Source organism: Pseudomonas brassicacearum subsp. brassicacearum, from assembly GCF_008801605.1.
In the GTDB taxonomy this organism is placed as follows: Bacteria; Pseudomonadota; Gammaproteobacteria; order Pseudomonadales; family Pseudomonadaceae; genus Aquipseudomonas; species Aquipseudomonas brassicacearum.
The window spans coordinates 777,244-803,760 of sequence record NZ_VZPJ01000001.1 but is presented as its reverse complement, the minus strand read 5'-3'; the positions used below and the strand labels follow the sequence as shown (position 1 = coordinate 803,760).

Sequence of the window (26,517 nt, the reverse complement as noted above, 5' to 3'; positions counted from 1 at the left end):
CCAGTATGGCACTGGCTGGCTTTCAATAGTCAATAGGTGGAGGTGATCTCAGTCTGAGTCATAACTAAAGCGGCAAACTGCGAGGGACTCCGTCGGTGTGTAGACCCCGTACCGTCCTCTCGATCGTCCTGTTTCTGAGATCAAGTGAAGATGTTTTCGAGCGCGGGAGCTCAATACATAAAGGAGCTTGCTCGCGGCAACATGACCGTCCGCTTCATTGAAGTGAGGCACCATTCCCTCCAACAGACCGAATGCGATAACAACGTCGAACTCAGCGCCCTTGACCCCATGAATAGTGGAAACTGTTATGCCGGTCCGCTCACGAAACACCTTCTTGAAGAATGACACTTGATTGATGTAGCTCGCTCCGGCTTTCTGGAGTTTCTCGATTCTCGATGCCGAGCTGTTAAAGAATGCCTCACGATGCGCCGTGAGCGGTGGGAAGTTCTCTGGCGATAAACTGAGTCGCTCAAACAAATCGATAAAAGCTCGATTCAGGTACCCGAGTCCATCCGTCTCATCAATCAAGAGTGCGTTGCACTCTCTTAGCAGCTTTCGTTGCGTAAGCCGCGTGGTGTCCACACCGAAATCACCGAGGTCTTTGATCACATCGTTTGCCCAGCGCATTCGACGAACTAGCAGTCTCGGTGAAGACTCTGTCAGTAAGATTTTGGAGAGTTTGAACCAGAAATTGTCCGAATCGTTGCTGAAAGGAACGAGCCCTGGGCCATCGAACTGCTGATCGGGCAGCATCGCCACCAGTTTACGGGTCGTGGACGCCAGCAAAATCCACCATGGAGCGAGCACGCAGATGTTTTGGGGAGCATTGCCGGCGGCAAGACTCAGTTGGATCAACCTGACCAATTCATCGTGCACATCGGTGTGAGCGACGTCCTGGTTGTAGGTCACCAGGCTGGGAAACACTGTATGCTCGCCCGCGCTCTTAATGCTCGTCGCATGGACGTTGAAGTTTGAGAAATAGTCGATGATCCTCTTACTAGACCTGTAATTACGACTGAGCGACATTTCTTTGATCGGGATGCCGGCTTGGGCGCGGAAGTCAGCCACTGGTATCGCATATCCGCCGAGCGATCCGTAGATTGCCTGGTTCGGATCGCCAACAATAAACGTCTTCGTTTGCCCGCGGCCTGCGCGCAGAATGGTAAGTAGAAGGCTGTACTGGATCTGCTTGGTGTCCTGGTACTCATCTACCAGAACATGGGAAAAAACTTGCGAGAGCAGAATCGCGATATGCGGCTGGTCCCGTATCAGGGTATGGGCGTGCCACAGAATCAGTTCGAAATCGATCTGTCGACTGGCTGAAAGCTCTTCGAAGTATGCAGCCAGAACCTTGTGAATCGCATCGTGCTTGCGTTTGTCTTGGCATCCAAGGTAGTACCCGGTCTCGCTAATGTAGTAGTCGCAATCCCAGTGACTGATGCTTCGATAAGGGGCGCATAGCCGCTCCAGCATGAGTTCGCGATCATGTGTGTCTATGACACAGTAACCATACGCGAGCGCAGGGCAGTAAATGCCGTAGGGCTTAATGATCCACTCCAGGCAGAACGAGTGAATTGTGCCGATCCACAGCCCGGAGGTGTCGACGCCCAAGTCTTCAATACGCTCCTGAATCTCATCGGCGGCTCGATGGGTATAGGTAATGGCTACAACGATCCGTTTGTCTGCGCGGCGAGACAGCTCATAGGCAATTTTGTACGTCAGGGTGCGTGTCTTGCCGCTGCCTGGGCACGCGATAAGGAAGATGCTCGACGGTTCGACCACGGCTGCTGCTTGCTCACAATTCAGTTCTCGTGAGTCCCAAGTGAACATCACGCCATCTCCGCTAGGAACGCATTGATGGCGTCTCCTCGCAGCATAAAATCGACCGCTGCCTTGAGGGTCTGCAGGCTGATTTCCTCTCGTTCAAAACGCTCCACTTCAAGTAGGAAAGTTTTCTTCAGGGGAGTCAGCAAAGGCTTGGGACTGAACCGGCATTCGGCGCGATGTTGCAGAATTCTGGTGAGCAAGGAGCGAGAGAATGGGCCATGCGCAAAATGAATGGCTTGCAGGATATAGGTGGGGATCTGTACGTGATGGGTGAGATGCTCGGCGAGGAGGATAGCGAACCATCCCTTGCCCTCCTTTTGGGCCATCGTCAGCGTTCGGCGACCCATTCGCACTAGCTGCCCGGATTGAAGAGACTCCTTCGCTTGCTTGATCGTCTTTTCATCCGTGTAGACTTTCGGGACGGTCTGAGCAACGGCTTCATGGTTGCCCGCTGCGACAAAGTCGACCTCAAAGGTATGTTTGGCATAGAAGGTTGCAAGCCATTGGTTCCCGTCAATGAATCCAGTTAGGTCGGCCTGGCGTTCCAGACCTGATTTCTGTGATCCGGCCGCTTTGGATTTTCTCGCTTTCGTAGCATCGTCATCGGTGGGCAATGGTGTGATACCGAAGAAGGCCTGATCGAGGTCTGTGACGATGGCGCATCGCTTTCGGATTCGCAGGTCGTGGAACAGGACTGCTACATTCTTGAAGCCCGTGCTGCGGATGTTAATGACACTGATCCCTAGCTCGTCCACGCTGAGGCCCAGCACTTTCTTGACGAGCACCGGGATCAGAATTTCTTCCACGTCACCTTCGACAAGAATTACGCTCTTGGCGAAGAGCAAATTGCTACGCACTGCATCGAGATAACGCTGAATGCTCGTGACCTGGGACGGTTCAAGGCCCGTAGCTGGCTGGTAGGCCTCACAAAATGAGCCGTTGCGTCCTAGAATGTTGACGCTGCTGACATTACTCACCTCTGAGATGTGAGTGGAGTGTGTGGTGTAGATGATCTGCGCGTCGCTGTAGGCGATGCGGTCGAACAGGGTCTTCTGAATGTGGGTGTGGATGTGCGCTTCCGGTTCCTCGATCAAGAGGAAGTTAGCGATGGAAAGCTTTTCGCGTTGGTACTTGAACTCCAGAAGCTTGAGTGTCAGGTAAATCAGGTTGGCACCACCCAGGCTCAACTCATGAATTGCCCCCTCGTATCCTACTTCTGACTCGCCCACGAAAAGCCGTAGCGACTGGAAAAGTTTCTCAGCTTCCTCAGGCAAGTCAGATTTAATCGATAGTGAAGCAGGTGAGTAGGTTTCACCGGCAGCGTCCTTGATGGTTTCGCGGATATTGTTGCGAACCGACTGCACATCCTCAAGGTCCTCGATGGACGTGTTGAGATCGCGAACCATCTGAGTGATCGGCTGCATCGTCTCGGGGTTGATCTCCCCGCTTTTGCTCTTGAGCAGGGTAAGCAAGGGGTTCGTTCGGTTGTTATGGAACTCTGCTACAACGTCGCGCAGCGCCTGTATGAATGTCAGCGAGACCTCTTTCGTAACGGAGAGGAACCCGGGCACTTTCGCCCCTATTCCCGGAAATTCCGTCTCCGATTTGAAGACGCACGACCCGAAGTCGCCGACGATGGATTCGTATACGGCGGGGACGCTGAAGTCGGCGTTGCTCCGTCCTGTGAAAATCGTTTCATAGTCGTCGATTGTGATCCCACTGCGGATTTCAGCAAGCTTGTCTTCGTCAAAGATATCAAGGGCAGCCAGCTTCAGCCGGATCTCTTTCTTGGGCCGGAAGATGAGGTTATAGGTAGCCTTTCGGAGCGGCGTATCTGAAAGCGTAGCTGTGCTGTGTAGGAACAGCGCCTGCACGGATTCGTCGGTACTGATCTCCTCGAACTCCATGCTGATGATGATCCAGTGACCTTGCCACTGTCCGAGCGAACGGCTGAAATCTGATTCCTCTAAGCGGTAGGCGGCACGCACCATCGTGTCGTCGAGCAGAAGCCGGATCGCTCGCAGGATGTTCGACTTGCCTGAGCCGTTTTCCCCGATGATGGTGTTCACACCCTTGTGAAACCGAAGGGTCGTGTTCTTGAAATTCCGGTAGTTGACCAGGGTCAATTTGGAAATATGCATTTTTCTCCGGCCCGCCGCTCCCTGAGCAGCCTTAGTTAGTAGTGAGTAGCTCGTTGATTTATGACGTTGCTGCTACACCGAAAAGGCCTTGAGCGGTGTTTGATTCTAGCAATGCGCTTAATTCATTCGGCTCTACTGCAATGTCAGTACAGTATTGGCCACTCCACAGCTTCCAGCCTTGCTTTTATCTCTCTGCCGTAGTCAGGCTCGATCTGGATGGCGTAGGCAGCGAGCCCCATCAGATGATTGCGCATGCCAGCAATTGCTGAAAAGCCGCGACGCTCTGCATGTTTCAAAGGCCCGACGTCCTCGCGCTCCAAGTAATGTAGGTGCATCCGGATTTTCATTCTGAATTCGCGGGTTAGCCTCGGTGTTTCCCGATGCACTTGTAGCCCCAGGACGATTTTTCGACTCCGTGGTGAGGCAATCGTAGTCTTGGCGAGATTCGGGTTGAGCCCAAATCGCTGGAGGATCCTGTAGACCTCATTTACTGTCCGACGAGCCTGCTCCCGATCGAATGCAATGTCGGTTGTAGAGAGGGTCAGGTCATCCGCGTAGCGGGTATAGGTCAGCCCAAGCCGCTCGGCTAGCTCGGTCAGCAAAATGTCGGCTTCTCTCATCGCAAGGTTTGCGAGCATGGGACTCGTTGCCGCGCCTTGTGGCAGATGACCAGTGTCGCGTGATGCGTAGTTGGGAATCTTTGACTTGGACAAGGAGACTTTTCGGCGCCATTTGATCGTGCGGCGCATACGACTGAAGTTACCGGTACGGGTGCAGAGGCGTGACAGTTCAAAGGATACCAAGGGCTGGTAGCCGAGGCTGCGGAAGACCCGGTAACAATCAATTTCCGAGATCGACTCGAAAAAGCGTTGCACATCGACCTTGATCAGCCAACGACTCGCGCAGTGAGGCGAAGCCGCGTCAATTAGCCGGCAGTTCGGTGCAAAGGCTGTGCTGGCCGCATGAGGCTTGGCTTTAGCCAATACGTGTTGCGCGATCCACTGTTGGGCTACCGACAGGCTTGGAGGTGGAACGCAAATCACACGGAATGAAGTGGGCTGGCCCAGTCGCCCGCGCTTTCTAACGCGAAAAACCTTGTAGGACTCAACTTCGCGAGTGACGTAATTTCGCAGGTGCTTATAAGGCACTTGGGTAAGGTGGGCGAGGTGCTTGAGGGTCAATATTGGGGGCAGCGATGGGTGAACGGCGACCGTCTTCTGAGAGGTCGCGATCGCAGCGTCCATCACCGGGGGGGCAACGGTACTTGCGCCTTGGGCTCGGCGGTAGTGTTGAGGCGTCCAATCCTTCATCTACTTTGACACCCGCAGGGTGAGTGCTCGCGCCGCGGGCAGAAGGCTACGCCACTAGGCTGTGGCGTGAGCGCTTAACCGTAAGCAGGAGCTAAGACATAGGGCTGCAGTAATCTGCGCCCGGTGATGAGTTGAGAATCCAACCCATCATGGCAGCAACATTCTAGGAACGTACGCCGGAGCTAGAATCTAGATTGGATGCCTCAACGAGGAGGGATAGTACGGTTCTGGTATCGGATTGCCAACAGGTGTGGTTTTTTTAGCAAGATGCTCCTGTTTTCTCGCGTGCGCGAGCTGACCATAACCTTGGTCGGTCAGTCTGCGTTGTGAGTCGATCCAGCCATATTGAGTCATTTTTCGGAGAAGATTCGTCAGCTCATACGTTTTCAGGCCGGTTCGAGTGGCGAGTGCCCGGTCGTTTAAGCGGGAACGCTGCAACAGCGCACTCAGCACCAGAAAAGCCTGTCCTGTGCCTATGTCTGATTTCAAGATCGCCTTCGACTTGGCCAGGCTCTTATCACCGAGGTTAGCCAAGCGAGCGCTGATGCTCTCGGCCGTCAAGTCAATCCCGAACACTTCCTTGCTGATGCCGGCTGAAACCCGAGCAGGGAATAAAGGCGTCCAGGTTTTTTTCTTGTCTTTTGAGGCTTTGTGAAACATGAGCGGTACGTTGTTTGGCGCACCGTGTGCGAACACAAGCAGAGCTCCAGTGTTGCCGTAGCCAAGGCTTGGGCCGCTCCAAAACCAAGGGCCGTGGCCTGGCTCTCCATCAGTGGGATCATAAGTGGTGCAGAGCGTTTTCATCTGCTCGGCTTCTTTAAGGGAAAAACAGGTGTCGATGGTGGGGCAGGGCAGAACAACATGTATCGCCGGTCTTGACGGATGTCTGGCTACCGAGCGCTCACCGGATTCAGTAGCGGAATACGCCATGACTGCAAACCTCATGAGTTTTCCTGACCACCAGCTGCGGACGGATCTCACAAGCCACGCCGCTTCAAGATAGCTGGATGCGCGATCACCGCTTCCAATCAGATCCGTAACGACCCAGAAAGCCCGTGCACGTTTTCGGCGTATTTGTTCCGGGCCGGGGTGGTTTAGGAATTTTGTTGGATACTCCTGGCATAGCTGAGAAATCATCTGCGCGACTATGCCTTCGCTGCCAACAGAGGGGTCATAGGCTTTCGTTGGCTTCACCGCGTCAGGCCCCTTCGCGCCGGTGGCCCGCTTAATGGTGCGTCGGGTTTCCTTGAACAAACGGTTCGGCTTACCCAAGCGATGTCTAAGCTCGCGCTCGGCATACAGAGCAACGGTGCCCTGTGTTGCTTCTGCTTCTCGCAGAAGCATGGCCCGCATTTGATCGAGGAAATCATCGCGTGATACGAAGGCAAGCGCCTCCAGCAGTTTCTGGGCGCGCGAGCGATCACCAAGATTGAACTGCTCCAGCCAGGCGCGGGCGCGGGCATCACTGGCTATGGCGAGCGGCGTGTTCATTGTTCAATGTGATCCTATCAGCCGGCGTGGTCTGCACTGGTGTGCGTGCTGTCACAGGTTGTTTGATCGAGTAAGTACTTATGCTAATCCTTTTGGGCTCGATACCTGCTCGAGAGCCTGTGAAGACTTCAACGATTCCGAAAATATGGTAGTTTCCCTTACCACGGTTCAACCGCTCTTAGCTGGGGATTGGGCATCCGCACGTTCGACTAGCTCGCGAATCTGTTCCCTCACCTGATCTTCGCACTTGTGACATGCAAAATACTGGATTCTTTCCATATCCCCTGTCACAAACTCACCACATCTCTCGCACGTGACTGCACCCCAGCCTCTGTCGTAGCAGGCCACACAACCCCACATCCCGTCGATGAAGAACACCGAGGGATGAGGGTGCTCGCACTTGTGACAGGATGCGATGTGTACAGTATCGTCCTCGCACCAGCTGTCCCCAGCTGAAAAATGCTGCGAGCACAGGTCAATTAGGACGCCAGTGTCGATGGGGTGGGCGCAGTGCGGGCAGTTGTGAACATCACCCTGGAAAAACTTAAACGGGGTACCACATCCAGGGCAAGGTAGCTCGGCATCACAGCTCACGAGCGCAGTATCATCGACCCCGCAGACCATGCAGGAGTAATCAATGCCCCATTGATGGTTCTCCCCGACGATTGCCGCAGTCATTTTGCAACGACCGCAAGCCATAATCTCTTTGCCTTTCTTTTTCTGGATTTCGATCTGAGGCTGTAAAATTTCAAACCGGGCTTTGATGAATTCGCCCTGTCGCATTATGCGCTGATTGAGCACATGCAATTCTGCAGAGTACGGCTCGAAAACCGCTTTCCATGGCCCAGTCAAAAGCCCGTAAAGGTAATGCCATGATGCCCATGCCTCGACGATTACGCCGGCCTGTGTGGCGCCCAAATCGTCCATGCCTGAGTGTGCGAAGTGGACGATCTGATTGCGATGCTCGCCAAGCGCTTTGAAGTTCTCGGCCGCTGGTGTTTCGATCTCATCGCCGAGGATAGAGCCTATTCGTTTTAGGGCGTCATCCAGATAAACCGAGAGAAAATCTCCCACTGCCAGGTTTTGAAGATCGCCAGTCTCTGGTTTCGCAAGCATCAGCGTCCAGTGCTCGGCCATCAGCCTGGCTTTCAAAAACAGTTCGATCGCCGTATAGAGATCAACGATGGCGTTTTTTGGCTTTTTCTGGAGGTGGTCAATCGACGTGTGCACGAAGCCTAATGCGTTGCGCACCAAGCCATCGAATAGCTCCTCTTTCGTCCGGCGCTCCTGTTTAAGCCATCTGCGTCCCATATTCCCTCGCTTTATCCATTCTGACTTTATCGTATCACCTAGGATTTTGTCTTAAGCACTGAGGCCGCGCCATGGTGGCCTGGGGGGCTTAACTCACGGATGGTAACAGTGCGTTTGAAAGATGCGGCGCACCCTGCCAGGGCATATGCCAGCAATGGATCAACATAGGGATAGTTGAAAAGTAACCGTCCGGCCAAGTCATCTACCCAGCCCTGCAAAGCGAAGACATGGTGTGCACTTAAATTAAGTGGACACCAATTCTAGCTCTCAAGCGGGTATATCATGCAGCCAACACGCCGTTCCTATTCCAAATCCTTCAAAGCCCAGATCATTCAAGAGTGCGCCCAACCAGGCGCTTCGATTGCCAGCGTCGCGCTCGGCCATAGCCTCAACGCAAACCTCGTCCACAAATGGATTCGGCTGCAAACGCAGAAAATCCCGGCGCACCCACCTGCATTTATTCCGTTAGCCATGCCGCTGGCGGGGGCGAACTCCCATCCAGCATCATCGAATATCTGCGTTGAAATACAGCACCCGCGCGCCATCATCAAAGTGGACTGGCCCGTTGAAAGTGCTGCCGCCTGCGCGACTTTTCTTCGAGATATTCTGCGATGATTCACATCGACTCCATCTGGCTCGCCACCGAACCGATGGACATGCGCGCAGGCACCGAAACGGCGCTAGCCAAGGTGATCGCGGTGTTCGGTGCGGCGCAGCCGCACAGCGCTTATCTGTTCGCCAACCGCCGCGCCAATCGCATGAAAGTGCTGGTGCATGACGGCTTCGGAATATGGCTGGCGGCGCGCCGGTTAAACCAAGGCAAGTTCCACTGGCCTGGCATCCGCCATGGTTCTGAGATGGAACTGGATGCCGAGCAACTTCAAGCGTTGGTGCTGGGGCTGCCATGGCAACGCGCAGGTTCTAGAGGCTCGATCACACTGCTTTAACGGCTGCCATTAGCCTATCGGTCTATCGTCGCGAAACGCCTGCTCTGGCAAAGTCCGGCGTATGACTTCTTCGCCCAATCTCGACCAACTGTCTCCCAATCAACTGCGCGTCCTCGCAGCGCAGTTGCTCTCGCAAGTCGACACTATGGGCAAGAAAATCAACCGTGACCAAACAGTCATTGAGAAACTGACCCATGAGATCGCCCAGCTCAAGCGTTTGAAGTTTGCCAAGCGCAGCGAGCAGATGAATCCTGAACAGGCCAGCCTGCTAGATGACCTGATCGATACTGATATCGCGGCGATTGAGGCCGAGCTTCAGGCGTTGCAAATAGCACCAACGGCGACCGAGGAAAAGCAAAAGCTCAAGCGCACGGCATTGCCGGCAGAATTTCCGCGAACGTTGATCCATTACGAACCGGACAACACTCACTGCCCATGCGGTTGCGCCCTCAAGCGCATCGGTGAGGACGTCAGCGAGAAGCTGGACTACACGCCCGGCGTGTTCACCGTCGAACGCCATGTCCGTGGCAAGTGGGTCTGCGATAACTGCGAAACGCTGATCCAGGCACCGGTTCCGGCGCAGATCATTGATAAAGGCATCCCGACTTCGGGCCTGCTCGCACACGTCATGATCGCCAAGTTTGCTGACCATCTGCCGCTTTACCGTCAGGAGTCAATCTTCGGTCGAGCGGGCTTGGCGATTCCACGTTCAACCTTGGCTCAATGGGTTGGCGTGACCGGAGTTCAGTTGCAGCCGCTGGTCGATGCGCTGCGCGAAGTAGTGCTTGGGCAACCAATCATCCACGCAGATGAAACACCGGTGCAGATGCTCATGCCGGGAACAAAGAAAACCCACCGCTCCTATGTGTGGGCCTACGCTACCAGCCAGTTCTCGGATGTGGCAGCGGTGGTTTATGACTTCAGCCCCAGTCGCGCCGGAGAGCATGCTCGCGACTTCCTTCAGGACTGGAATGGCAAGTTGGTCTGCGACGATTTTGGCGGCTACAAGGCCAACTTTGAACTCGGCGTGACCGAGATCGGCTGCATGGCCCATGCACGGCGCAAGTTCTTTGAACTGCACGCTACGAATAAAAGCACGCTCGCCGAGCAAGCCCTGCGCTATATCCAGTTGTTGTACGAAATCGAAAGAGAAGTCAGAGACGTGGAGCCGGATTTACGGCGCCGAATACGGCAAGAAAAAGCGGTACCGGTGATGGATAGGCTGCATGCCTGGATGAATGCGCAGCGTGATCTTGTGCCCGAAGGTTCGGCCATCAGCAGAGCATTCGATTACAGCCTTAAACGCTGGGCAGCGCTGTCGCGCTACCTCGATGACGGGGCGGTTCCCATTGATAATAATTGGGCGGAGAACCAGATCCGGCCATGGGCTCTTGGGCGCAAGAACTGGCTCTTCGCCGGGTCGCTACGCAGCGGAAAACGGGCTGCGGCGATCATGAGCTTGATCCAGTCAGCGCGGCTGAATGGCCATGATCCGTACGCCTATCTGAAGGATGTTCTCACGCGCCTGCCGACGCAGCGCGCGAGTGAGCTTAATAAGCTGCTGCCGCACAGGTGGGCACCTGTTTAATCGCGCAGGGTGTTTTGTGCTTATGTCTTCCCTGGCATCTACATTTTGCGCCACACCAAAGCAGGAATTGCTCGGATGTAAATTAGTTCGCTGACCAACTCAATCAGAGTTTGAGTAATGACTGCTGCCGCAGCGAGCCCTCTGATTTCCTCGGGCAAGGCCAATGCCAATGGTAGAACTACCAATGAGTTTCGTGTCGAGCTGCTGAAAGCGACTGATCTTGCCGTGCTAGCCGGTAACTTAAACGCCCGAGCCACCAGCGCACCCACCACGGGTGCCAAGAGCATGAAACCAATGTAGACGGGAATAACAGGCAGCAGCTTGTCCATGTCTCTGACCACCGTTGAAATCTGAGAGCCGATCACTACGACCAATACAGCCGCCATAGCTGGCACAGGCATCCAAGCCCATACATTGTTCCAGCCCTCAACGACGCGTGACCCCTTTGCCCCGGCAGCTGTTGCTACTGCCAAGACCAAGGGTAAAGCGATCAGCACTACGAAGGCCTCAACAAATGGGCCGACCGATATAACCACCGCCGAGTCATCACTCACCATGAAGGCTAGATAGAGGGGTAGTAGCACAAGCTGAAGCACGAGTAGTAATGGCGTTGCCGCCAGAGTCAGTTTGGAGTCGCCCTTACCGATATGGGTAAACACCACAACATAATCGATACAAGGCGTCAGCAAGACCAATAGTGCGCCCACCAATATCGCCGGGTGGTCGGCTAGGCCCATCGTCAACGCCCAAACCAACAGGGGGATGGCGACGAAATTAGCGGTCAGCAGCGCGGTCATGAAACGCTTGTTTGCAAGCCCTTTGCGGAGATCCAGGAATGGGATCTGTAGAAACATGGCGTACATCAGCACAGCAATGGCTGGTGTCACCAACGCACCTAACGCTTGAGAGGCATCAGGTGCGAGCAGGCCTCCGATAGCCGCGACAATGACCGCGACGAAGTAAACGGGAATCTGGTTCTTCTCTAGCTGCTCTCTGTCCACGGAATGCCCTTAAAACGCGTGAAATCATTTTTCGATTGAGCAGGTTAATATCTGTAGCTACTACAGGTTCAAGAAAATGCTTGGGGAGTTTGGATGTCAGGAATCGGAGCGCTGTCGAAATCAACGGGTTGCCACATTGAAACGATTCGCTACTACGAGAAAATAGGCCTTCTCCCTCCGGCCCTACGGTCGACAGGGCGGCATCGAATCTATACCGAAAAGCATCGGTCACGACTCATCTTCATCAGGCAGAATCGTGAACTGGGCTTTCCGCTCGACGATATCCGCGAACTCATTGCGCTCGCGGCAGATGCTGATCGTCTGTGTGCTGATGCGTTGTCGGTGGTCAAGAAGCACTTGGCAGAAGTGGAATCTAAGGTAGCTAAGCTCCAGCAGATCCGGATAGAGCTGCTCTCAATGGCAGGCACGTGTGAGTCAACATGCCTAGGCTCGAACACTCCAGACTGTACGATTGTTGAGTCACTGTTCGAACCCGCTGCTGGGGCTCGCTCTGGTTGCTGCTCCTAGACGAGTCAAGAGCATAGGGGGAGCAAGCTGCCGTCGAAACCGAATAGCGCGATAGTCTCGACAGGATGTTTCGAGCGTCCGTCTACACCAAACGGGCTGGTGCAAGATGTGTTCGGCAGACGCTTACGTTGAAAATGCCAAAACAGTATTTTATCAATGGTATTCCGCCTCGATAAAGACGAGTAGCACATTGAGTACGTCAGGGTTCGTAAGGAGGGGGCGGGGGACAATTTCGTCGTACCAAGAGGACTTGTCGCCCAGCTGATCGCATCCGGTATTTCATCAAGGTTCGTTATCATCACGAGGGAGAATGGCATACAGGAGCTGTGGTCGATGTCTACGAAGGTACATACCTTCGGGCGAGCCCTAACCAAACGGTGCTTGACGGCCTAAGAAACCTTCCAAAGTTTTGGGGTGAGAGGGGCAGTCTAAGATCGTGTAACGCTTAGTGCTCGCCAATTGGGCATTGGTGATCATCTGGTAAATGCCAGTCGCATTGGCGTAGGCTGAAGCCCATTCGCACAAAGTGCATGCTGAACGCCGTCCTTCCTGTGATGGTTCACCATATCCGGCCTTGGTCGGATAGCCGAGATCACTCCCGACGGACCTCGCGTTACTGTGCTCCTTCCACCACCGCGAGGCGCACGCTCGACCCGACGCTCTCAGTGGAGCAGTTACAGGCCTTCAAGGCCGCCTGGAAGCATCGTCGAGCATCTTGACCGGCTGAGCGTCCATATAGCCACCCAGGGGCAAGGCTGTCATTGATGGTGCTTCAACCACCTCAGGCTTTTCGAAGTCGCACAGGATGTCGGGGTTGAGTTTGATCGACTGGCGGGATTCGAGCAAAATCGAAGGGTTTTGTCACAGATGAGCTGGATCGGGCAAGCTCTCAAGCTGGATCGTTGAGAGGACTTCATTTTTGTACAAGGGTGGTTCACGCTGACAAGGGCTTGAGTCGGATGCCTTCGGCACAAAGCCGGTCGTAGGGGGGCGATCGGTAAACAACGTCGACGTCACATTCGTGTTCGATCGTAACGAAGGTTTCCCTACTTTGGCGAGGGCTCTGTGGCTGCGGAGCTCTCAGAATCTTGGGTGCGTTATCCTTGTCAACCGCATTGAGGGATCATTGGGACGGTTGGTGATCACAGGTACCGTCCTGGCCATACGCAACGCGCATCCCGATATCAAGAAGCGTTTGTACGATATCGGACTTTACACGGCGGGGCTGGTAGATGCGTTCTGTGACGACTAGGAAGAAGATTTGGAGGAGATCGTGCAGCCGCCAGATTGATCGTTCGCAGCTACCTGGTTTTGTTGCCGATCAGGTGGCTGCGAGCATTTGGGACGATGGATCCGGACTTAGTGCGAGCCTGATCGCAGGAACTGGGCGATGCTCCCCATGGCAGCGCCCATCCTTTTGATCCAGCGATAGGTGACAGCTGGGCTTGTGACCAAGTGGTAGCGATCGTTGAGATCCTGGATTCGATTCAGGACAAGCTCGCGCTCCGAGGCACTCAGATCCTGCTCCAGTAAACGTGCTCGCAGGGGAGCCAGCTTAGCTTCGTACTCGCGAGCCCACTCTGGCCGTAGGTAGTTCTGAATCCTCTCCAAATTGAGCAGAAGGACTGCAGAGGCGGACAATGTCATCGCGCTAGACACCAAGTTCAGGTCACCCTGGTTCCATAGCGCGCCCAGTGCCAGGCAAGGTGATATCGCTACCAACGACAGGTATAAAAAGCGTTTGGGTGGATCTTCGCGATCTATCGGATTAGTACGGCTCAGAGCTGCAATCATGGGGTTCACCCGTCAATGAGTTCAACGCGGATCGTCTCACAGTGGATCATGTTCTGGGCTCAGAATTCGTTACCAGATTTGTAGGTCACCATGGGGCCGCTGGGGTAACCGTCCGGGTAGACCGTACTGCACTCGAGCTCGACTTGCGGAGCGGATTCGATACAACAAAAGCGAAGAGTTTGATTAGCCTCGTTAGCCATCACCAAGCGTGAGAAAAGGGTTATCTGACGGTATCGATTCTAAAATTGACGTCGGCTCCACAATCAGATATCCCTTCAAGGTCGTTTTCTTCCTGGGACCTTGCACTTGGCATGTCCAGATATTTAGACCGTTATCTCGCTTTCTGTGAACCTTCAGCTTCTCGAACTGTTTTTGCACCCAACGCCATTCCTCCATCTCCTGATCTGAACCCTGCGAAACGCCTGGAAATTCCTGCGCGTAGCGTTGGAAGAGACCAGGCGTGACCAAAAATACGCTGCCATCCACTGTGTGGATTTTGGCCTTGCTGTCGTTGATGATCAGTTTGTGGCTCAGAATGCCTTCCTTGACCCAGCTGAGGAATGCCTGGCCTGGGCTATCCGACTGAAGCGTTGAAGTTTCGACAGCACTTTCTGACAGTGCGTCTTTGGCCTCAGGCTCTTTCAATTCGAACATGTCCAGCAGCGTGCCGAGGTAATCGGCATCCTCTAGTGCCAAAGTATCCGGCTGCGGTTGACTTTGGTCTGATCTTGTACTGGCTGTTTCGGGCGTTGGTGTTGGTACCGGGGTGTCAGTTGAACGGTCATGGACTGCAATGCTCACCGTTCCACTGAAAGCCTCAGGCCGGTCTTCGTTCCCCCAAATCAGTGCGGGTTGAAGGCGCAGAAAGGTGAAGCTCTGCTGCCAGGTTCCCTGTGTCACACGCGCGGTCCAAATGGCTTTGCCTTCCGGCGTGGTCTCAACCAATCCATGTGACTGCAGCTCGTCAAACACAGCGAGGTTGGATGAGGGAATGCCCTCAATCGATTGCGACAGCAGATAGGCTCGCAGCTTGTCTGTGACCGTCTTACTGACCAGCCACAGTGCGTCCTGGGTCAGCCATCCCGCGGCACCCGGCTGGTTGAGTTTCAGCTCGTGCTGAATCAAATGACGCAGTCCACTGATCAAATGGTGTTGCAGCGAATGAGTCGGCGCTTGCAGAGCCTTGCTCGGGTTACCACCGATGTTCTGTGCGGTGGAAACACGGTCTGCCTGCATCACCAGCTCACCAAGCACGCCGGCACGTTCATACTGACCTGCTAGGACATACAGCAGGTTGGCCCAGAGCGATGGAAATCCACTGAGCCAATCGAGGATTGAGCGGTCGAGAATCTGGGTGTAGAGCAAGCCTGCGGCCGCGCCGTGCAAGTGGTAGTCGCGCCCCTTGAAATAGCGGAAACGATACGGCTGATCCAGGGAACCCTGCCAAGGATGCCAGATGCGGCCATCCTGGCGTTCGACCAGCAGGTCCACGGCGATCTTACCGATGTCATGGAGCAATGCTCCATAGGCAATGCCAGCTGACCAGGCATCGGTCTGGGCGGCTTGGTCTTCAGGTGCGGCGCCGGTGGGAAGCAGATACGACTGACGCAATTTCAAACTACAAGCGACCAGCTCCAACCCATGGTCGAGCATGCCGCCCAGATAAGCATGGTGGTGCGTCTCGCTGGCTGGAAGCTGCTGGACCAACTCGGCGTAGCGATGGATCGGATTTAAATAGAGCTGGCTGAACTGCGGATGGGAGAGGGCGGTGTACTGCCAAATGCGATCGATCAACTGACGGCGATGCTCGGCTGCTAACAAGCTCTGGGACGATTCGATGGGCAGGTACCCATCGGCGACGTTTACGGTGGGTGGCGGAGGAGGCTTTTGCCTTTTGTGCCGAAACAGACTGAGCATCATGGTCCTCCTGGGAACTGGCAGAGTCAGTGGCCTTTTAGCCTTTTCGGATAGGGCTCTTACCCTTGACTCCCCATTCCCTTCCAACCCTTACCGGTCCTTTTGACGCGGTTCCCTTTGTGCGGCAATCGGAATATCGATTTGTCCTGGTGCCGTTTTGTTGGAAGCGCATGCTGGTACGAAAAAGGAAAGTGTCGGTACACTGCGGTGCGAATTTTATCGGGTCTTGCCATGAACCTCACTGACGCCACGCTCATACTGCTGCTCGCGGCACGTATCCATGGAACAGACGAAGCCGTCAGGGCCTCGGCGAAAAGCGTGGTCAAGAAGCTTCCGCGCAGCAAACGCGATCTGATCTACAAGGTGATCGACAGCCGAAGTCCACTCGATCTGGTGGATTACCTGGCGGAGAATCTGGATACGTAACGGCGCACTGCGGTTACAGGATTACTTCATGCTCTTTGCGTCAGAGCTCCGCAGTGTGGGAGTTTTTCTGGGCATAGAAAAAGGGTCCAACTCGTGTTGGACCCTATGAAGCGTGTGCAGCGGTGAGGTGACGATCAAGCTCCATCGTTCATGCATCGCGAGTCATCCATTACCGTCTGCTTCTGTTGCTGCTCCAGGTTGAGCACATACTCCGAAGCGCATCGGGCCTGGCCACTGGCGCGGAAAATCGCGCGGTTGTCAGCCTTGAGCAGGCCGAGCCAGGAGTCGATATAGCCCTCGTGCCGAAGCTCTCCCCGTATACCGGCGTAGGCACATAAAAAAGCGGCGCCCATTTCGGCGATCAACTCTTCAAATGCATAGCCTGGCGAGCCAAATGGACACGGAGAGGTCACGCCTTCGCGCTGCAATCGAGAGTGGTGTCCGGTCCAGTGCGTCAGCTCGTGAAGTGCGGTGGCGTAGTACTCACTTTGATCGTGAAATTGCGCTTTTGTTGGCAGTTGGATGAGGTCTCTGATCGGGTGGTAAAAGGCTTCGTCGGCAAATCGATGAATGATGTTTGCTCCCGAACGTAACAACAGATTTTCCGCAGCGCCGTTGGGGAAGAAGGGATCGCTCGGTTCCGTCTCGAGCACCGTTTCGTTGAGTGTTTCGAGCCCCTCCGTTTGCTCGATGTTGAACAGAAAATGCGTCCTGAGAATGCCGAAATGAGCAACCTTGGGCTGACCGTTTTCATCTAGTACGGGGTGGCCTGATTCGGTCTGTTCCTCGCGCTCCATCGGCTTGTAGAGCACTGCCAGGGTGCTGTGCTCACCCTTACGAATGTGCCCGCCGGCTTTTTTGGCTTGATTGAAGGTCAGCCAGCGATCTTGAGTGAACCCCTGCAACCTGGCCTCGGCCCAGAGCAACGGTAAATTGATGCCCGAATAGGGGCGCTGGGTGATGGCGTTGATGGGGTAGGGTTGGTGATGACCGACGTCAGCTGAGCCACTTGAGGACCAGGGTTTGATCCAGGGCGCTACGCCTTGGTCCAACGCGGTAACGATCTTGTCAGTCACGTCTTGGTAGATATTGCGCATGGCATGTTCCTCGAAAAACCGGAGGAACGCCTTGCCCGTCGGGGAGGGTTCCCCGGTGGGTGTTGATTGGATTGGTACAGGACTGCGTATAGCTTGAGTTGGATCGGTGGCCGGGTATGGCCATTTGCGTTCAGCGTTGCTGCTCTTCCGCAAGCGCTATCAGTAAGGCGTTAGGTTGGTCTGATGCCTGAAGCAGGCTGAGGCTCAGTCGCAGCAATGGTTCATGATCTGCATCACTCGCTGAGACGAACTTGGCTACCTCAAACACCACGTAGGGTGCGTTTGGATCGGCCAGGTGAGCTGTGAAGGCTGCGCGTATCACATTGCTCAGCCTATCGAGCTGCAGTTCTTCAGGATGATTTGAACCATCGAGCAATACTGCGTGTTGCCACGCGTCTGGAGTGAACACAATGGGCAAGCGCAGAGTGTTCAGTGCTTCGCTTGTGAGTGAGCCGGACATGGTGTGCCTCCGTTGATAGCGCGAAGAAACCTGTCCCATAGGGGAAAGAATTCCCCGCGGTGGGTTGAAGAAAAACAAGAGTGGGTAGGACGAGCCGAGCTCGAAAGACGCTCGGGAGAGCAGTAGACGTTCATCACCGTGTAGCGTGACCGTGCGAGCCACCGAACGCTAATCGCACTTGGGAGGAACCATCACCGGAGTGACGTAGCTTTGAAGGCTCTGGCTACCTGGGAAGGTGCTGTCCATAACAGCGATCCGTATCCTCTTGTAGCTGGATGATTTGGATGAGTCAACGGCCCTAGAGGCGCTGTTGTACGAGGTGCGTCTTCTGTCTTCCAGTGAAGAGTTTTTCGCCCCAGCAAGCTGATAAACGGTTAAGCATGGGCGATTTTCAGTAGTAGTCTGTAATCTCGATTTCCACAGGAACACGCTCAGAAGAGGTCGCAACCATGCCGGCTCAGCAGTCACTTCAAATCTCCCGCGCACACCGCTGGGCATATGCATGCGGTATGTCGGTAAAACGTGTTTATCGCAGGTTGAAAGGATTTGAATCTCGTGTGGCTAAACGTGCGGTCGCGACAGGTATGCCTGCTGGTGGGCTATTGGTTCGCGGGACCTTTCTGGTTACGAAGCTGGCACTCATCCTTGGGTTGCTTTTTATCGGTTTCTGGTTGGTCGCTTCTGTCGTAACGATGGTTGCTGTGATTGGTCTCCTGTTGTCCAAGGCTGCCATTGACGCGGATCTTGAAGGCAATGATCCAGGTCCCGACTTTTTAGGGGCCAACTCCTATCTAGGCAATTACGACGACAACGGCCATTACATCGGGCATTCCAAATCATCGAGTAGTGACGTCAGATGATCCTTTTCGTAGCTCCCATCAACTGATCTGTGCCTTTGCCTGCCGCGCCATGCGCTGCCTTGCTCGCACTTCCTAGCATCCCTTCAAGGCTGCTGCCAATTGCGTAGCCTGCCCAGCTCATAGCAACCAGAAATAGACCTGGCAGAACCAAGAACATCGCCCCCATCACATACTCAATCACCTGTGCCGTGACGGTTCCATCCATAAATCCGGATGTGGGCAGCGACAACAGCACCTGATTGGACGCCGACACCTGGTTGTACAAGGTATCGAGCATGCTGGAGTCGACCCAGCGGGCCAACTCCCACCAGAAGGTCAGCATGAGCAGCGTGAACAGCGCGAACGTCACCGTCATGACGGTCTTTAGCTGATAGGTACTCACGAGTAGGATTAGCGGCAAACTGATGATGACGCCCATGATTAGGAAAGCCTGCACCATCGGCAGGGCAGCGCGTAGTGCATTCATTGCCGGGAAGTTGCTGAATGAACCAAGGGCCAGCCCAGTATTCGTGGCCAGGTTATTGAGCCCCTGATTGATCGACCCACCACGAGCGCTGGAGCCGTAGTCCTGGTACACCTGTCCTGGCGACATGGACATCGATTGCTGGCGCGGGCTGACCAGTTCGCGCAGGGTGGCGTCCTCAATCTCGCTACTCGAACGGCCAGTCAACCAACCTTTTAGCTGAGTCAGCAGCGAAGGATCGACTTGCTCGATCAAGCGCTCGCGCAACCCGACACCGTTGTCACTCCACCACTCTTTGCAAGTGGGGTAGCCCGCGCCATTCTCCAACCGTGGCAAGGAAATATCTCGGGCTTCATCGTAGGGCCAGCTGACTCGCGGTGTCCGTGAGCGATCGGTGTCGTAGTAGCCCGGTGTGTCGAGAAAATAGCGTGAGCCGATCCAGGACGCATCATGACTTTGCGCCTTGTCCAGCTGCGGACGATTGGTGAACAGCCGAGAGCGGGAATAGCCGTAGCAGTCACGAGTGAAGTCGGCGACTTCCTGCAGCAATACCTGGTTATCGATGCGCGAACTGTTGATCTCCATGCGCATCTGCCGGATATCCGGTGCGCAGGGAATGGAGGCGGTTGCCGCCGCCGTCACCCCTTTGCTCAAGGCGTGCACCAGAAACCACCAAATTGGCACGTTGGCGGAGCGTTCGCCGATGGTATTGAAGGTAATCCCCCAGGCGGTTTCTGCTGGCTTAGCCACACTGATACCGCAGCGCTGGCTCGCTGCATCATCGAACGTCATTGACGTGAGGCTCAATGGAAAGACCGGCGCGCAGCCGAACAAGACGACGATGTAGGCCAGCCACAGCCGGTTCTCTATCCGCGGTACAGAGAGCAATCCTTTGTTGCCTTCATCCGCGCCTTGCTGACGGGCCGACAACCATTCTTGCAAGATGATTGCACCAAAGGGCGCGGCGAACAGCCCAGTATCGGACAGGACGTTCCAGATACCGTTGTTGATGATCCATGCCAGCAGGGAGAGGTAAAACTCCAGGTAGCTGTTGGTGCTCATGAGCATGGTGGTGACCTCACAATCGAGTGAGCTCGACGCAGGTAAAGAGCAAGAGCCCTAATGTCCCGACGCGTTTCACGCGCAGTCGGTCTTGTGGTCGATGTCGGTAGCGCCTCAGCAGGTCCCACCAGAGTGCAAAGAGGACGCCGTAGAGCAGGACACGCCACCACCGCAGATAAGGGCGTATCGATTCCAAGGTTTGCTGCCAAACCTCGAAACTGCCCAGCGCAGTGCAGCCGATCCAGGCGATCAGTGCGGCGGTCAGGATCATCCCTGCGGCGATCCCTAGACTTGAAAGCAAAGTGAATAGCAGTGAGCGTTTCATGGCTCACTTGCGCCTGGCGTCGGCGTCGTTGAGTCGGCCAGGTTCAGGGTCGCCTTGCTCGACGGTACGCGATGCGTCGGCACCACCGGCATGCCGGTCGAGCACCAGGCTGGCGGTGTTGGTGGCCAGCATCTGCCGTACCTGCAGTTCGGTCTGCAGCAGGCGTATTTCGCGCTCCAGGGTGTCGATGTTTTTCGTCAAGGCGCTCTGGGCCGGCTCGGCGGAAGCGATGTTCGGCTCGTGACTGCCTGCCAGCAGCGTGCGCAGTAGCAGCAGTGCCTTGTCGAGCACGCTGGACAAGGCCGTCTCACTAGCTAGGCGCCGTGCCAACAGATCCTGGTCGGGATCGTCGCGCAGCGCTTCAATCACGCCACGGGTCACCGGCAGCATCGGGCTGGAGGCTTTCGCCAGGTTGTCAGGGGTAGGCGGCAGCGAGCCCGACAGCAGCCCTTGCAAGGCCTTGAGACGTTCGCTGTAGGCCTCCTGGATCAGCGGCGATAACCCACTGCCAGCGGTAGCACGCAGGGTTTCGCAGGTGTCGCAGGTCGCGACTTCGCTTTCCCCCAACACGCGTACGGCCCATTCGGATTCCTCTTGGGGCGAGGTCCATGTCTGGCAAATAGCCCCGCCTAAGCAGTCGCTACTACTGATCGAGGTGCTGTCATCCACCGTGCGGTTATGCAGCAGGTTATAGCCCGCTCTCACCACGTCGGAAGTCACACGAATGGGCGTCTGCCCATTCCCACCAGCCTTCGAACCGCCCACCCAGGACACCCCATTGTTGCCGTTATGGGCCTCGGTGCTTTTCACCGCGGCCACCGCATCACCGGCTGTTTGCTCCAGATTGCCCTGCATCTCCTGGTTTTTGGCCAGTTCGCCCCAGCCGGCTTGACCGACCTTATCCGCCATCTTTTCGGCCATGGCCTGGCAGGTCAGCTTGGAGCGGTCGAAGTCGATGCGCCCCTGCATCACACCATTACTGAGCAACTCATAGAGACCGGGGTTGGCGCGCTGGATGATCAACGCCGGCAGCGACATCACGGCTTGGGTCGCGTTCTGCACGATGCTGCTCATGATCTGCTGGAAACCTTCGGTCACGCCATTCAGTTGGTTTTGCAGGGTGTTGGTGAGGCTCATGTTTCCGCACATCATGTTCGCTCGCCATGACCCGCCGACACCGAGACCACTGGGCCGGTAGAGCGAACTCGGTGAGCCGACCGCCGAGCCGCCACCAATGGTGTACATCACTCGGTCGTCGAGTACTTCGCCTTGAGTGCCCAGGCGGTAGTCAACTCCGGCGGCGTCGGCATGCGTGGCCATGGTGAGTAGTCCGCAGAGCAACAGACTCGACACGCCCAGCCATCGTCGTCCGAGAAGCCGACTCATGAAGCATCGCCTTCGAAGTCGATGCTGAACAGGAAAGTTTGTCCCTCACGTTTGCAGCAGCTATAGGGACGCCACAGCGACCAGGCGTAGCCGCCATCTGCGCTCTGTACCGGATCGCTGGGGAAGATGGCACATGTGGGTTGAACCAGGGGGGAGAGCAATTGCCATTTGTGGGTCGAAGCATCGTTTTCAACGATTGGGCCAGGCGGCCAATAACCATCGCGTGGTACGGGTATGAGCGGTAAATACACATGCGGCTGCCAGTTGCGAGTAATGACGTCACCCGCTCGCTGCGCCATCACTGCAGCGGCTTTGAAGTCGTCGGGTTGTACCAGAAATCCTTGCCGGGGATAGACGTTGCCCCACATGTTGCCCGCGAGCTGACGACCGATCTCACGGACTCCCGGTAAAAGCGACTCGGGATAAAGGCTTTCAGGGATGCCATGACGCCAGGCCAGTGAGTCCAAAGTGCTCAAGTAGTAGGGCATGAACGCAGTGGCGCCGCTGGCGCAGGCGTAGCCGGATTGCGAGGCCAGTTGCGTGGCGGCCCAGCCTCCGGGGTGGCCGATGCCATCAACATTTTTGAAACGAGGCAGGTTATCGCGCTGGGTGTTCGGCGTGATCAGGTTACCGCCACCTTCCGCACCGCTGGTGGGAGAGGAGAGAGCGGCCATCTCGGTCCACGGATTGCTGCCGGTGGTGGTATAGCTCGAGACCACCAGCTCAGGAATGAAATGACGAACCTTGGTTGAGGCTTTAACCGTGCAGCCGAAGGGGGTGCAGAGCAACCAAAAGCAGATGCCGACGACTCTGTACTCGAGGCAGTCTGGAGAAAGTACGGAGGTGGTAATGTTGCCGGTATCCAGCGCTACGCTTGATCCGGATGCCAGCAGAATGCTCAGCACCAACGGATGTAATTTCTGGGACGAAATGTGCGGGCAGGCAGCAGACATGATCCAGGCTCTGGGTGTATGGCCTGGACAGGTTCAATAATCGAGAGAGGGGTGTCAGTGAGAAAGCCGAACGCAGGATTGTCGGTTTATAACGATCTTCTAGATCAGCAGAGGGTCATTCAGCGCTCAGCGTACGAGCAAGCGCGTCAGACTCGATGAGCAACTGATCCGTTTTGATCTCGAAAATGTTGGCGAGTTTGCAGAGGACCAATAACGACGGGTTGCCTACCCCTCGTTCAATTTGACTCACGTAGGTACGATCCACCTCGGCCATGAGCGCCAATTGCTCCTGGGTAAGGTTCTTCACGCGTCGCAACGAGCGGATGTTTTCCGCAAGTTGCAGACGAAGCTGTTCGTAGTCTTGAGTCATGCGCGCAAACTGCGCCTTGAGGGACTCTCAATCCACGGGATATAGTCTACATTTGCTCTGATTCAGGCTTTTTTGATGCTTAAGCCGAGTGTCAGTTTTGTTTCTATGCTGCTTAGAACAGACCGAGCATTAATAAATAATCGAAAGCTAAGGTGTCTATGGACGAAAATTACGTTTCAATTCCGGCGGCGGACGGCTGCCTGAGTCTTTTGACGCCGTGGGGCAGCGAATTTGCGCCTATGATCGAACGTGGCGTGCAATGCGCCCAGGCCTGGCTTAATACACCCGGTGACGTACCGCTGTGGTGGGAACTGGCGCAGGCACGGAAGACTTGTCCGGCAGGAGACTCTCAGGATGCTTTCGAAGCAGGATTTTTATTGAGAATTCAGCAGCGGCTTCGAGGTGTGTCTAAATAACTCTGTGCGGCGAGCACCTGGTGTTGTTAGCCAGGATGATGCGGCGGCATTTCATAGAACCTTGCGGTTTCAGGGATCGGAACAAAAGGAGATGGACCATGACCGTGTTTAACGTGAACTTCGCTGTCGATGACATGGAAGGCAAGACCGTATTGGTCTTTCTCAAACCGCAACAGCCACAGCGTAACTACCGAATTCACGCTTGGCAGGTATTGACCGGTTTGGCTGGCTCCACCGAGTCATTCAGCTACGAGGCGATCATCGAAACCGATGTGACTACAATCGATGAAGCTGATGGCCCGATTGTGTCGGGGCGTCAGGGTATTTCGCCTGGCGCGCTCTTGCAGGCGATCAGTCCGAGCGGAATATCGCCATATTTGGAGCCGGCCCCGATATCGCTGGCGAGGGAGAAACTGACACCAGAGCAGTGTGGGGTGATCAACAAGACCAACCCTTACATGCAGTTTGACTGCAACTGGTACGTCAACGGACACCCGGTGGTGACCATGCCCAACGTGGATTCGTCGATGACGGTGAGCTTCGAGCACCTGCCGTGCTTCTACTTCATGGTGACGGCACCACCGAAAGTCGGTCAGACGTACATCGTGCAGAACTTCTCTGACATGGCTCAGTACATACCTCCCATTACCGCCACTGAGGTAGATGTCATCCTGACTCGTCCTTACGGCCTGTGGGAATTCGACTTCAGTGCCAAATGACCCAGGCTCGCTACGGCGCACGGTTCCGTCACGTGTTCCCTTCCGGGAAACGGAAATGTCACTTCTTGACCTGACCCATAGACGGGAAGCCAGGCTTCCCGCTCCTCCGCCCAGTGCTGTCAGCCGATCTTCCTCTCCAACATCGAGTCTATCCGCAGTTGTGCCCGCTTAATCATATGCCCACACCTACTGTAACTTTGTGATTCGGACCGCTCTGGTTACCGGGAATCTCATAGGCCGTGGCCGCGTCCGTTATCTGTGTCTGCTGCCCCTAAGGGAGGAGCTGAGCCTGGCCCATGGTGATGCGCAACGGCGCGATATGCATGAGCTGCTGGATGACCGCTACGGCAACCGTTCGCTGGTCACCGGGCTACGAAATTGACGGCAATAGGAACTTCAAGCTAACAATGCCAACCTGCGTCGCTGCGCTTCGACTATCTGTCTGAAGGAGCGTGAAAAGAGTGTCCGGACGTTGGTGGCTGAGTGTCCGGATGGCATGGAATCCGCAGCCAAGGCCATAAATCATCTGAAACAGAGACTCAATGAACCACGAAAACGTTGTTACACCGGAACAAGCGATTGAAGAGATTCGGCGCTTGGCAAAGAAAATCGAGCGCAGCTCTTCGAAGTCTCTGGAGGCGATGAAGGGTATACAGCGCGACTGCCAGGAGAAAATCCAAGAACTCAAGTACGAGTTGAGCACGGATCTGATCGCAAAGGCCAACGAGCCCGTCGCGAGAGCAGTTAGCCTTCTTAACTGGATCCTGCTTGCCGTGGTGGTAATCGGTGGCGCGCTCGCCTGGCTGACCACCAGTAGCCTCAAGTCCACCTTGGAAACGCTCATGACACAGAGGATTGAGTCTTGGCTGTCACTGGACGATCAGCACTCGCCGGCTAGCAAGACCTTTGATGCTTACCGCACCCGTGCCTTGCTTGACTCCTACATGATCCAGCTCGCTCGGCAGAAGTCGCAGCACAGCCCCATCGTCAATCTACGCTTCAAGGTTGGCGACCAGAAACGTCTGATGGCGATAGTTCGCTCGCCATCATCTGACCACCAAGACTTTTACGATGCGCTGCGCTTGTTGGCAGTGGCTGGTGGGGAATGGGGCGTTATCGTCGGTGAGAACGAGTTAGGGCGCGATCTTGTTGGACTAATTGAAGACCCGCGCTTCGACTCAAGAAGAAAGTTGGACATACTGCAGATCCTTTCGCGCAATAGAAATCTGGTGGACGTCGAAGCGAGATACCTACAGGATACCTCGGCACCCGAGGCGCTTCGTTACCAGTCCTATCTCAACCTCAAGGACTATGACAAAGGTTCGCCCCTCGGTGAGCTCGCACTGAAATACGCTACCAACCTTTTGCAAAGTACCTCCCGTTACAAGGTGGAGGAAGCGCTCGAACACATCGCAGCGGTCGATCCGTTCAATGCTGACCTGGCGGCATTCCTTCAGGCGCTGCCGGAGCTACAGCGCGATGCAAGGATGGACTACCGCCTGGCAGTAGCCAAAGGCTGGATTACTCAATTGCCTTCTCCTGACATGATGAGTTTCTACCTCCCGGAAGAAACTGAACCGGTGGACCGGGAGGCTATTCGGGCGTGCGTCGCGACTCTGATTAGCGATCTGCTGGAGGATGGCCTAATGCTGGGAATGGATAATACGCTCAGTGGAAGGTCTCACCTGGCGATTCGTTATGCACAAGCCACGGGTACCGCCGTCATCAAGTCTTTTCCGCTGGAGCGGCTACTGGGGGACCAACAGCTCATGCAGGCAATCTATGAGCATCAGTATCCCAAGGGCTTAGAGCGCTTTGCCCGGTTCTTCTCGGTAGCCGATAGAGGTGAGGTCGTCGCGCTGGCGAAGCTGACAGTGCTTGCGGACGCATTGGGTGTCGGGAGTGACCCAACACAGCCCAAGGAAATTGTCGGGCGGTTGGAGTTCGTGCCGGACGCAAAACTTCGGTTTACTTGGAGGGACAGTCTGGGGGATTGGCAGAGTCGCAGCATCGACGCGCTGGACAAAGCGAGGGTCAACATGGTGTTCAACAAGGACGCTATTTCCTATAAGGGCGTTGACCCAACCGACTGGATTTTCTGATCCTCCATCATGCTGAGGGGGGC

At 55.4% G+C, this 26,517-nt stretch carries 24 protein-coding genes and 1 pseudogene; 10 read left to right on the top strand and 15 right to left on the bottom strand.

Going from position 1 to position 26,517, the window contains the following annotated elements; translation table 11 throughout:
• Positions 1–48: 48 nt before the first annotated feature.
• From F7R20_RS03525 to F7R20_RS03505, 5 genes are all read right to left on the bottom strand, one after another.
• Complete coding sequence (locus F7R20_RS03525; protein WP_081352426.1) at positions 49–1,830, bottom strand: UvrD-helicase domain-containing protein; 1,782 nt, start codon at positions 1,828–1,830, stop codon at positions 49–51.
• Positions 1,830–3,968 carry an AAA family ATPase gene (locus F7R20_RS03520; RefSeq protein WP_081352427.1) on the bottom strand — a complete coding sequence of 713 codons (2,139 nt, stop codon included), beginning with the start codon at positions 3,966–3,968 and terminating at the stop codon, positions 1,830–1,832. Before F7R20_RS03520 ends, F7R20_RS03525 begins: the two co-directional genes overlap by 1 nt.
• 143 nt (positions 3,969–4,111) lie before the next feature.
• Complete coding sequence (locus F7R20_RS03515; protein WP_081352428.1) at positions 4,112–5,278, bottom strand: reverse transcriptase family protein; 1,167 nt, start codon at positions 5,276–5,278, stop codon at positions 4,112–4,114.
• A 189-nt stretch (positions 5,279–5,467) separates the two neighbouring features.
• On the bottom strand, positions 5,468–6,769 hold the full coding sequence (locus F7R20_RS03510; RefSeq protein ID WP_081352429.1) for a phosphoribosyltransferase-like protein: 1,302 nt from the start codon (positions 6,767–6,769) through the stop codon (positions 5,468–5,470).
• Between the two features lie 168 nt (positions 6,770–6,937).
• Positions 6,938–8,080, bottom strand: a complete 1,143-nt coding sequence (locus F7R20_RS03505) for a hypothetical protein (RefSeq protein WP_081352430.1) — start codon at positions 8,078–8,080, stop codon at positions 6,938–6,940.
• Between the two features lie 282 nt (positions 8,081–8,362).
• Between F7R20_RS03505 and tnpA the strand changes: the two genes are divergently transcribed.
• The 3 genes from tnpA (at position 8,363) to tnpC (ending at position 10,615) form a co-directional block, all read left to right on the top strand.
• Complete coding sequence (gene tnpA, locus F7R20_RS03495) at positions 8,363–8,695, top strand: IS66-like element accessory protein TnpA (RefSeq protein WP_080766454.1); 333 nt, start codon at positions 8,363–8,365, stop codon at positions 8,693–8,695.
• Positions 8,692–9,027, top strand: coding sequence for an IS66 family insertion sequence element accessory protein TnpB (tnpB, locus tag F7R20_RS03490; RefSeq protein WP_081352431.1), 336 nt, complete (start codon positions 8,692–8,694; stop codon positions 9,025–9,027). Before tnpA ends, tnpB begins: the two co-directional genes overlap by 4 nt.
• A gap of 61 nt (positions 9,028–9,088) precedes the next feature.
• Complete coding sequence (gene tnpC / locus F7R20_RS03485; RefSeq protein WP_081352432.1) at positions 9,089–10,615, top strand: IS66 family transposase; 1,527 nt, start codon at positions 9,089–9,091, stop codon at positions 10,613–10,615.
• A 38-nt stretch (positions 10,616–10,653) separates the two neighbouring features.
• Here tnpC and F7R20_RS03480 read toward each other — a convergent pair whose 3' ends face one another.
• Positions 10,654–11,616: an arsenic resistance protein gene (locus F7R20_RS03480; protein WP_039011224.1), complete on the bottom strand. Its 963-nt coding sequence runs from the start codon at positions 11,614–11,616 to the stop codon at positions 10,654–10,656.
• A 93-nt stretch (positions 11,617–11,709) separates the two neighbouring features.
• On the opposite strand from F7R20_RS03480, the gene F7R20_RS32250 reads away from it, so the two are divergent.
• A complete protein-coding gene (locus F7R20_RS32250) occupies positions 11,710–12,144 on the top strand; it encodes a MerR family transcriptional regulator (protein ID WP_080766455.1) in 435 nt (144 codons plus the stop codon).
• Between the two features lie 1,359 nt (positions 12,145–13,503).
• Here the strand turns inward: F7R20_RS32250 and F7R20_RS03470 are convergent.
• Positions 13,504–13,938: a hypothetical protein gene (locus tag F7R20_RS03470; protein WP_151180591.1), complete on the bottom strand. Its 435-nt coding sequence runs from the start codon at positions 13,936–13,938 to the stop codon at positions 13,504–13,506.
• 192 nt (positions 13,939–14,130) lie between these two features.
• A complete protein-coding gene (gene mobH / locus F7R20_RS03465; RefSeq protein ID WP_039011230.1) occupies positions 14,131–15,855 on the bottom strand; it encodes a MobH family relaxase in 1,725 nt (574 codons plus the stop codon).
• Positions 15,856–16,086: 231 nt separating this feature from the next.
• Here mobH and F7R20_RS03460 point away from each other — a divergent pair, with 231 nt between their 5' ends.
• A complete protein-coding gene (locus tag F7R20_RS03460) occupies positions 16,087–16,281 on the top strand; it encodes a DUF7740 domain-containing protein (RefSeq protein ID WP_026067412.1) in 195 nt (64 codons plus the stop codon).
• A 134-nt stretch (positions 16,282–16,415) separates the two neighbouring features.
• Here F7R20_RS03460 and F7R20_RS03455 read toward each other — a convergent pair whose 3' ends face one another.
• Both F7R20_RS03455 and F7R20_RS03450 read right to left on the bottom strand, forming a co-directional pair.
• Positions 16,416–17,378, bottom strand: coding sequence for an ArdC family protein (locus F7R20_RS03455; RefSeq protein WP_039011233.1), 963 nt, complete (start codon positions 17,376–17,378; stop codon positions 16,416–16,418).
• Between the two features lie 130 nt (positions 17,379–17,508).
• Positions 17,509–17,838 (bottom strand): hypothetical protein, encoded by a 330-nt coding sequence (locus F7R20_RS03450; protein WP_081352434.1) that lies wholly within the window; start codon positions 17,836–17,838, stop codon positions 17,509–17,511.
• A gap of 449 nt (positions 17,839–18,287) precedes the next feature.
• Here F7R20_RS03450 and F7R20_RS03445 point away from each other — a divergent pair, with 449 nt between their 5' ends.
• Positions 18,288–18,698: a DUF3742 family protein gene (locus F7R20_RS03445; protein WP_039011236.1), complete on the top strand. Its 411-nt coding sequence runs from the start codon at positions 18,288–18,290 to the stop codon at positions 18,696–18,698.
• Here the strand turns inward: F7R20_RS03445 and F7R20_RS03440 are convergent.
• The 5 genes from F7R20_RS03440 to F7R20_RS03420 form a co-directional block, all read right to left on the bottom strand.
• Entirely contained in the window at positions 18,691–20,229 is a 1,539-nt protein-coding gene (locus F7R20_RS03440) for a conjugal transfer protein TraG N-terminal domain-containing protein (protein ID WP_081352435.1), read from the bottom strand. The two genes, F7R20_RS03445 and F7R20_RS03440, sit on opposite strands and share 8 nt — an antisense overlap.
• 10 nt (positions 20,230–20,239) lie before the next feature.
• Complete coding sequence (locus F7R20_RS03435; RefSeq protein ID WP_039011238.1) at positions 20,240–20,548, bottom strand: hypothetical protein; 309 nt, start codon at positions 20,546–20,548, stop codon at positions 20,240–20,242.
• Between the two features lie 3 nt (positions 20,549–20,551).
• A complete protein-coding gene (locus F7R20_RS03430; protein ID WP_081352436.1) occupies positions 20,552–21,934 on the bottom strand; it encodes an integrating conjugative element protein in 1,383 nt (460 codons plus the stop codon).
• On the bottom strand, positions 21,931–22,887 hold the full coding sequence (locus F7R20_RS03425; protein ID WP_081352437.1) for a TIGR03756 family integrating conjugative element protein: 957 nt from the start codon (positions 22,885–22,887) through the stop codon (positions 21,931–21,933). The genes F7R20_RS03430 and F7R20_RS03425 overlap by 4 nt, the downstream gene beginning before the upstream one ends.
• A 115-nt stretch (positions 22,888–23,002) precedes the next feature.
• Positions 23,003–23,257, bottom strand: coding sequence for a helix-turn-helix domain-containing protein (locus tag F7R20_RS03420; protein WP_081352438.1), 255 nt, complete (start codon positions 23,255–23,257; stop codon positions 23,003–23,005).
• 158 nt (positions 23,258–23,415) lie between these two features.
• Between F7R20_RS03420 and F7R20_RS03415 the strand changes: the two genes are divergently transcribed.
• The 4 genes and pseudogenes from F7R20_RS03415 (at position 23,416) to F7R20_RS03400 (ending at position 26,494) form a co-directional block, all read left to right on the top strand.
• Entirely contained in the window at positions 23,416–23,673 is a 258-nt protein-coding gene (locus F7R20_RS03415) for a LasR-specific antiactivator QslA (protein WP_080766456.1), read from the top strand.
• Positions 23,674–23,771: 98 nt separating this feature from the next.
• A complete protein-coding gene (locus tag F7R20_RS03410; protein WP_039011245.1) occupies positions 23,772–24,392 on the top strand; it encodes a hypothetical protein in 621 nt (206 codons plus the stop codon).
• 247 nt (positions 24,393–24,639) lie between these two features.
• Positions 24,640–24,759 (top strand): annotated as a pseudogene (locus tag F7R20_RS31790) (AAA family ATPase); the annotation flags it as partial.
• A 175-nt stretch (positions 24,760–24,934) separates the two neighbouring features.
• Positions 24,935–26,494 (top strand): hypothetical protein, encoded by a 1,560-nt coding sequence (locus F7R20_RS03400; RefSeq protein WP_039011246.1) that lies wholly within the window; start codon positions 24,935–24,937, stop codon positions 26,492–26,494.
• The last annotated feature ends 23 nt before the right edge of the window (positions 26,495–26,517 follow it).

Bases quoted from the DNA above. Each gene is read 5' to 3' on its own strand.
- F7R20_RS03525 (WP_081352426.1), bottom strand. From the start codon at position 1,830: ATGTTCACTTGGGACTCACGAGAACTGAATTGTGAGCAAGCAGCAGCC.
- F7R20_RS03520 (WP_081352427.1), bottom strand. From the start codon at position 3,968: ATGCATATTTCCAAATTGACCCTGGTCAACTACCGGAATTTCAAGAAC.
- F7R20_RS03515 (WP_081352428.1), bottom strand. From the start codon at position 5,278: ATGAAGGATTGGACGCCTCAACACTACCGCCGAGCCCAAGGCGCAAGT.
- F7R20_RS03510 (WP_081352429.1), bottom strand. From the start codon at position 6,769: ATGAACACGCCGCTCGCCATAGCCAGTGATGCCCGCGCCCGCGCCTGG.
- F7R20_RS03505 (WP_081352430.1), bottom strand. From the start codon at position 8,080: ATGGGACGCAGATGGCTTAAACAGGAGCGCCGGACGAAAGAGGAGCTA.
- tnpA (WP_080766454.1), top strand. From the start codon at position 8,363: ATGCAGCCAACACGCCGTTCCTATTCCAAATCCTTCAAAGCCCAGATC.
- tnpB (WP_081352431.1), top strand. From the start codon at position 8,692: ATGATTCACATCGACTCCATCTGGCTCGCCACCGAACCGATGGACATG.
- tnpC (WP_081352432.1), top strand. From the start codon at position 9,089: ATGACTTCTTCGCCCAATCTCGACCAACTGTCTCCCAATCAACTGCGC.
- F7R20_RS32250 (WP_080766455.1), top strand. From the start codon at position 11,710: ATGTCAGGAATCGGAGCGCTGTCGAAATCAACGGGTTGCCACATTGAA.
- F7R20_RS03470 (WP_151180591.1), bottom strand. From the start codon at position 13,938: ATGATTGCAGCTCTGAGCCGTACTAATCCGATAGATCGCGAAGATCCA.
- mobH (WP_039011230.1), bottom strand. From the start codon at position 15,855: ATGCTCAGTCTGTTTCGGCACAAAAGGCAAAAGCCTCCTCCGCCACCC.
- F7R20_RS03460 (WP_026067412.1), top strand. From the start codon at position 16,087: ATGAACCTCACTGACGCCACGCTCATACTGCTGCTCGCGGCACGTATC.
- F7R20_RS03455 (WP_039011233.1), bottom strand. From the start codon at position 17,378: ATGCGCAATATCTACCAAGACGTGACTGACAAGATCGTTACCGCGTTG.
- F7R20_RS03450 (WP_081352434.1), bottom strand. From the start codon at position 17,838: ATGTCCGGCTCACTCACAAGCGAAGCACTGAACACTCTGCGCTTGCCC.
- F7R20_RS03445 (WP_039011236.1), top strand. From the start codon at position 18,288: ATGCCGGCTCAGCAGTCACTTCAAATCTCCCGCGCACACCGCTGGGCA.
- F7R20_RS03440 (WP_081352435.1), bottom strand. From the start codon at position 20,229: ATGCTCATGAGCACCAACAGCTACCTGGAGTTTTACCTCTCCCTGCTG.
- F7R20_RS03435 (WP_039011238.1), bottom strand. From the start codon at position 20,548: ATGAAACGCTCACTGCTATTCACTTTGCTTTCAAGTCTAGGGATCGCC.
- F7R20_RS03430 (WP_081352436.1), bottom strand. From the start codon at position 21,934: ATGAGTCGGCTTCTCGGACGACGATGGCTGGGCGTGTCGAGTCTGTTG.
- F7R20_RS03425 (WP_081352437.1), bottom strand. From the start codon at position 22,887: ATGTCTGCTGCCTGCCCGCACATTTCGTCCCAGAAATTACATCCGTTG.
- F7R20_RS03420 (WP_081352438.1), bottom strand. From the start codon at position 23,257: ATGACTCAAGACTACGAACAGCTTCGTCTGCAACTTGCGGAAAACATC.
- F7R20_RS03415 (WP_080766456.1), top strand. From the start codon at position 23,416: ATGGACGAAAATTACGTTTCAATTCCGGCGGCGGACGGCTGCCTGAGT.
- F7R20_RS03410 (WP_039011245.1), top strand. From the start codon at position 23,772: ATGACCGTGTTTAACGTGAACTTCGCTGTCGATGACATGGAAGGCAAG.
- F7R20_RS03400 (WP_039011246.1), top strand. From the start codon at position 24,935: ATGAACCACGAAAACGTTGTTACACCGGAACAAGCGATTGAAGAGATT.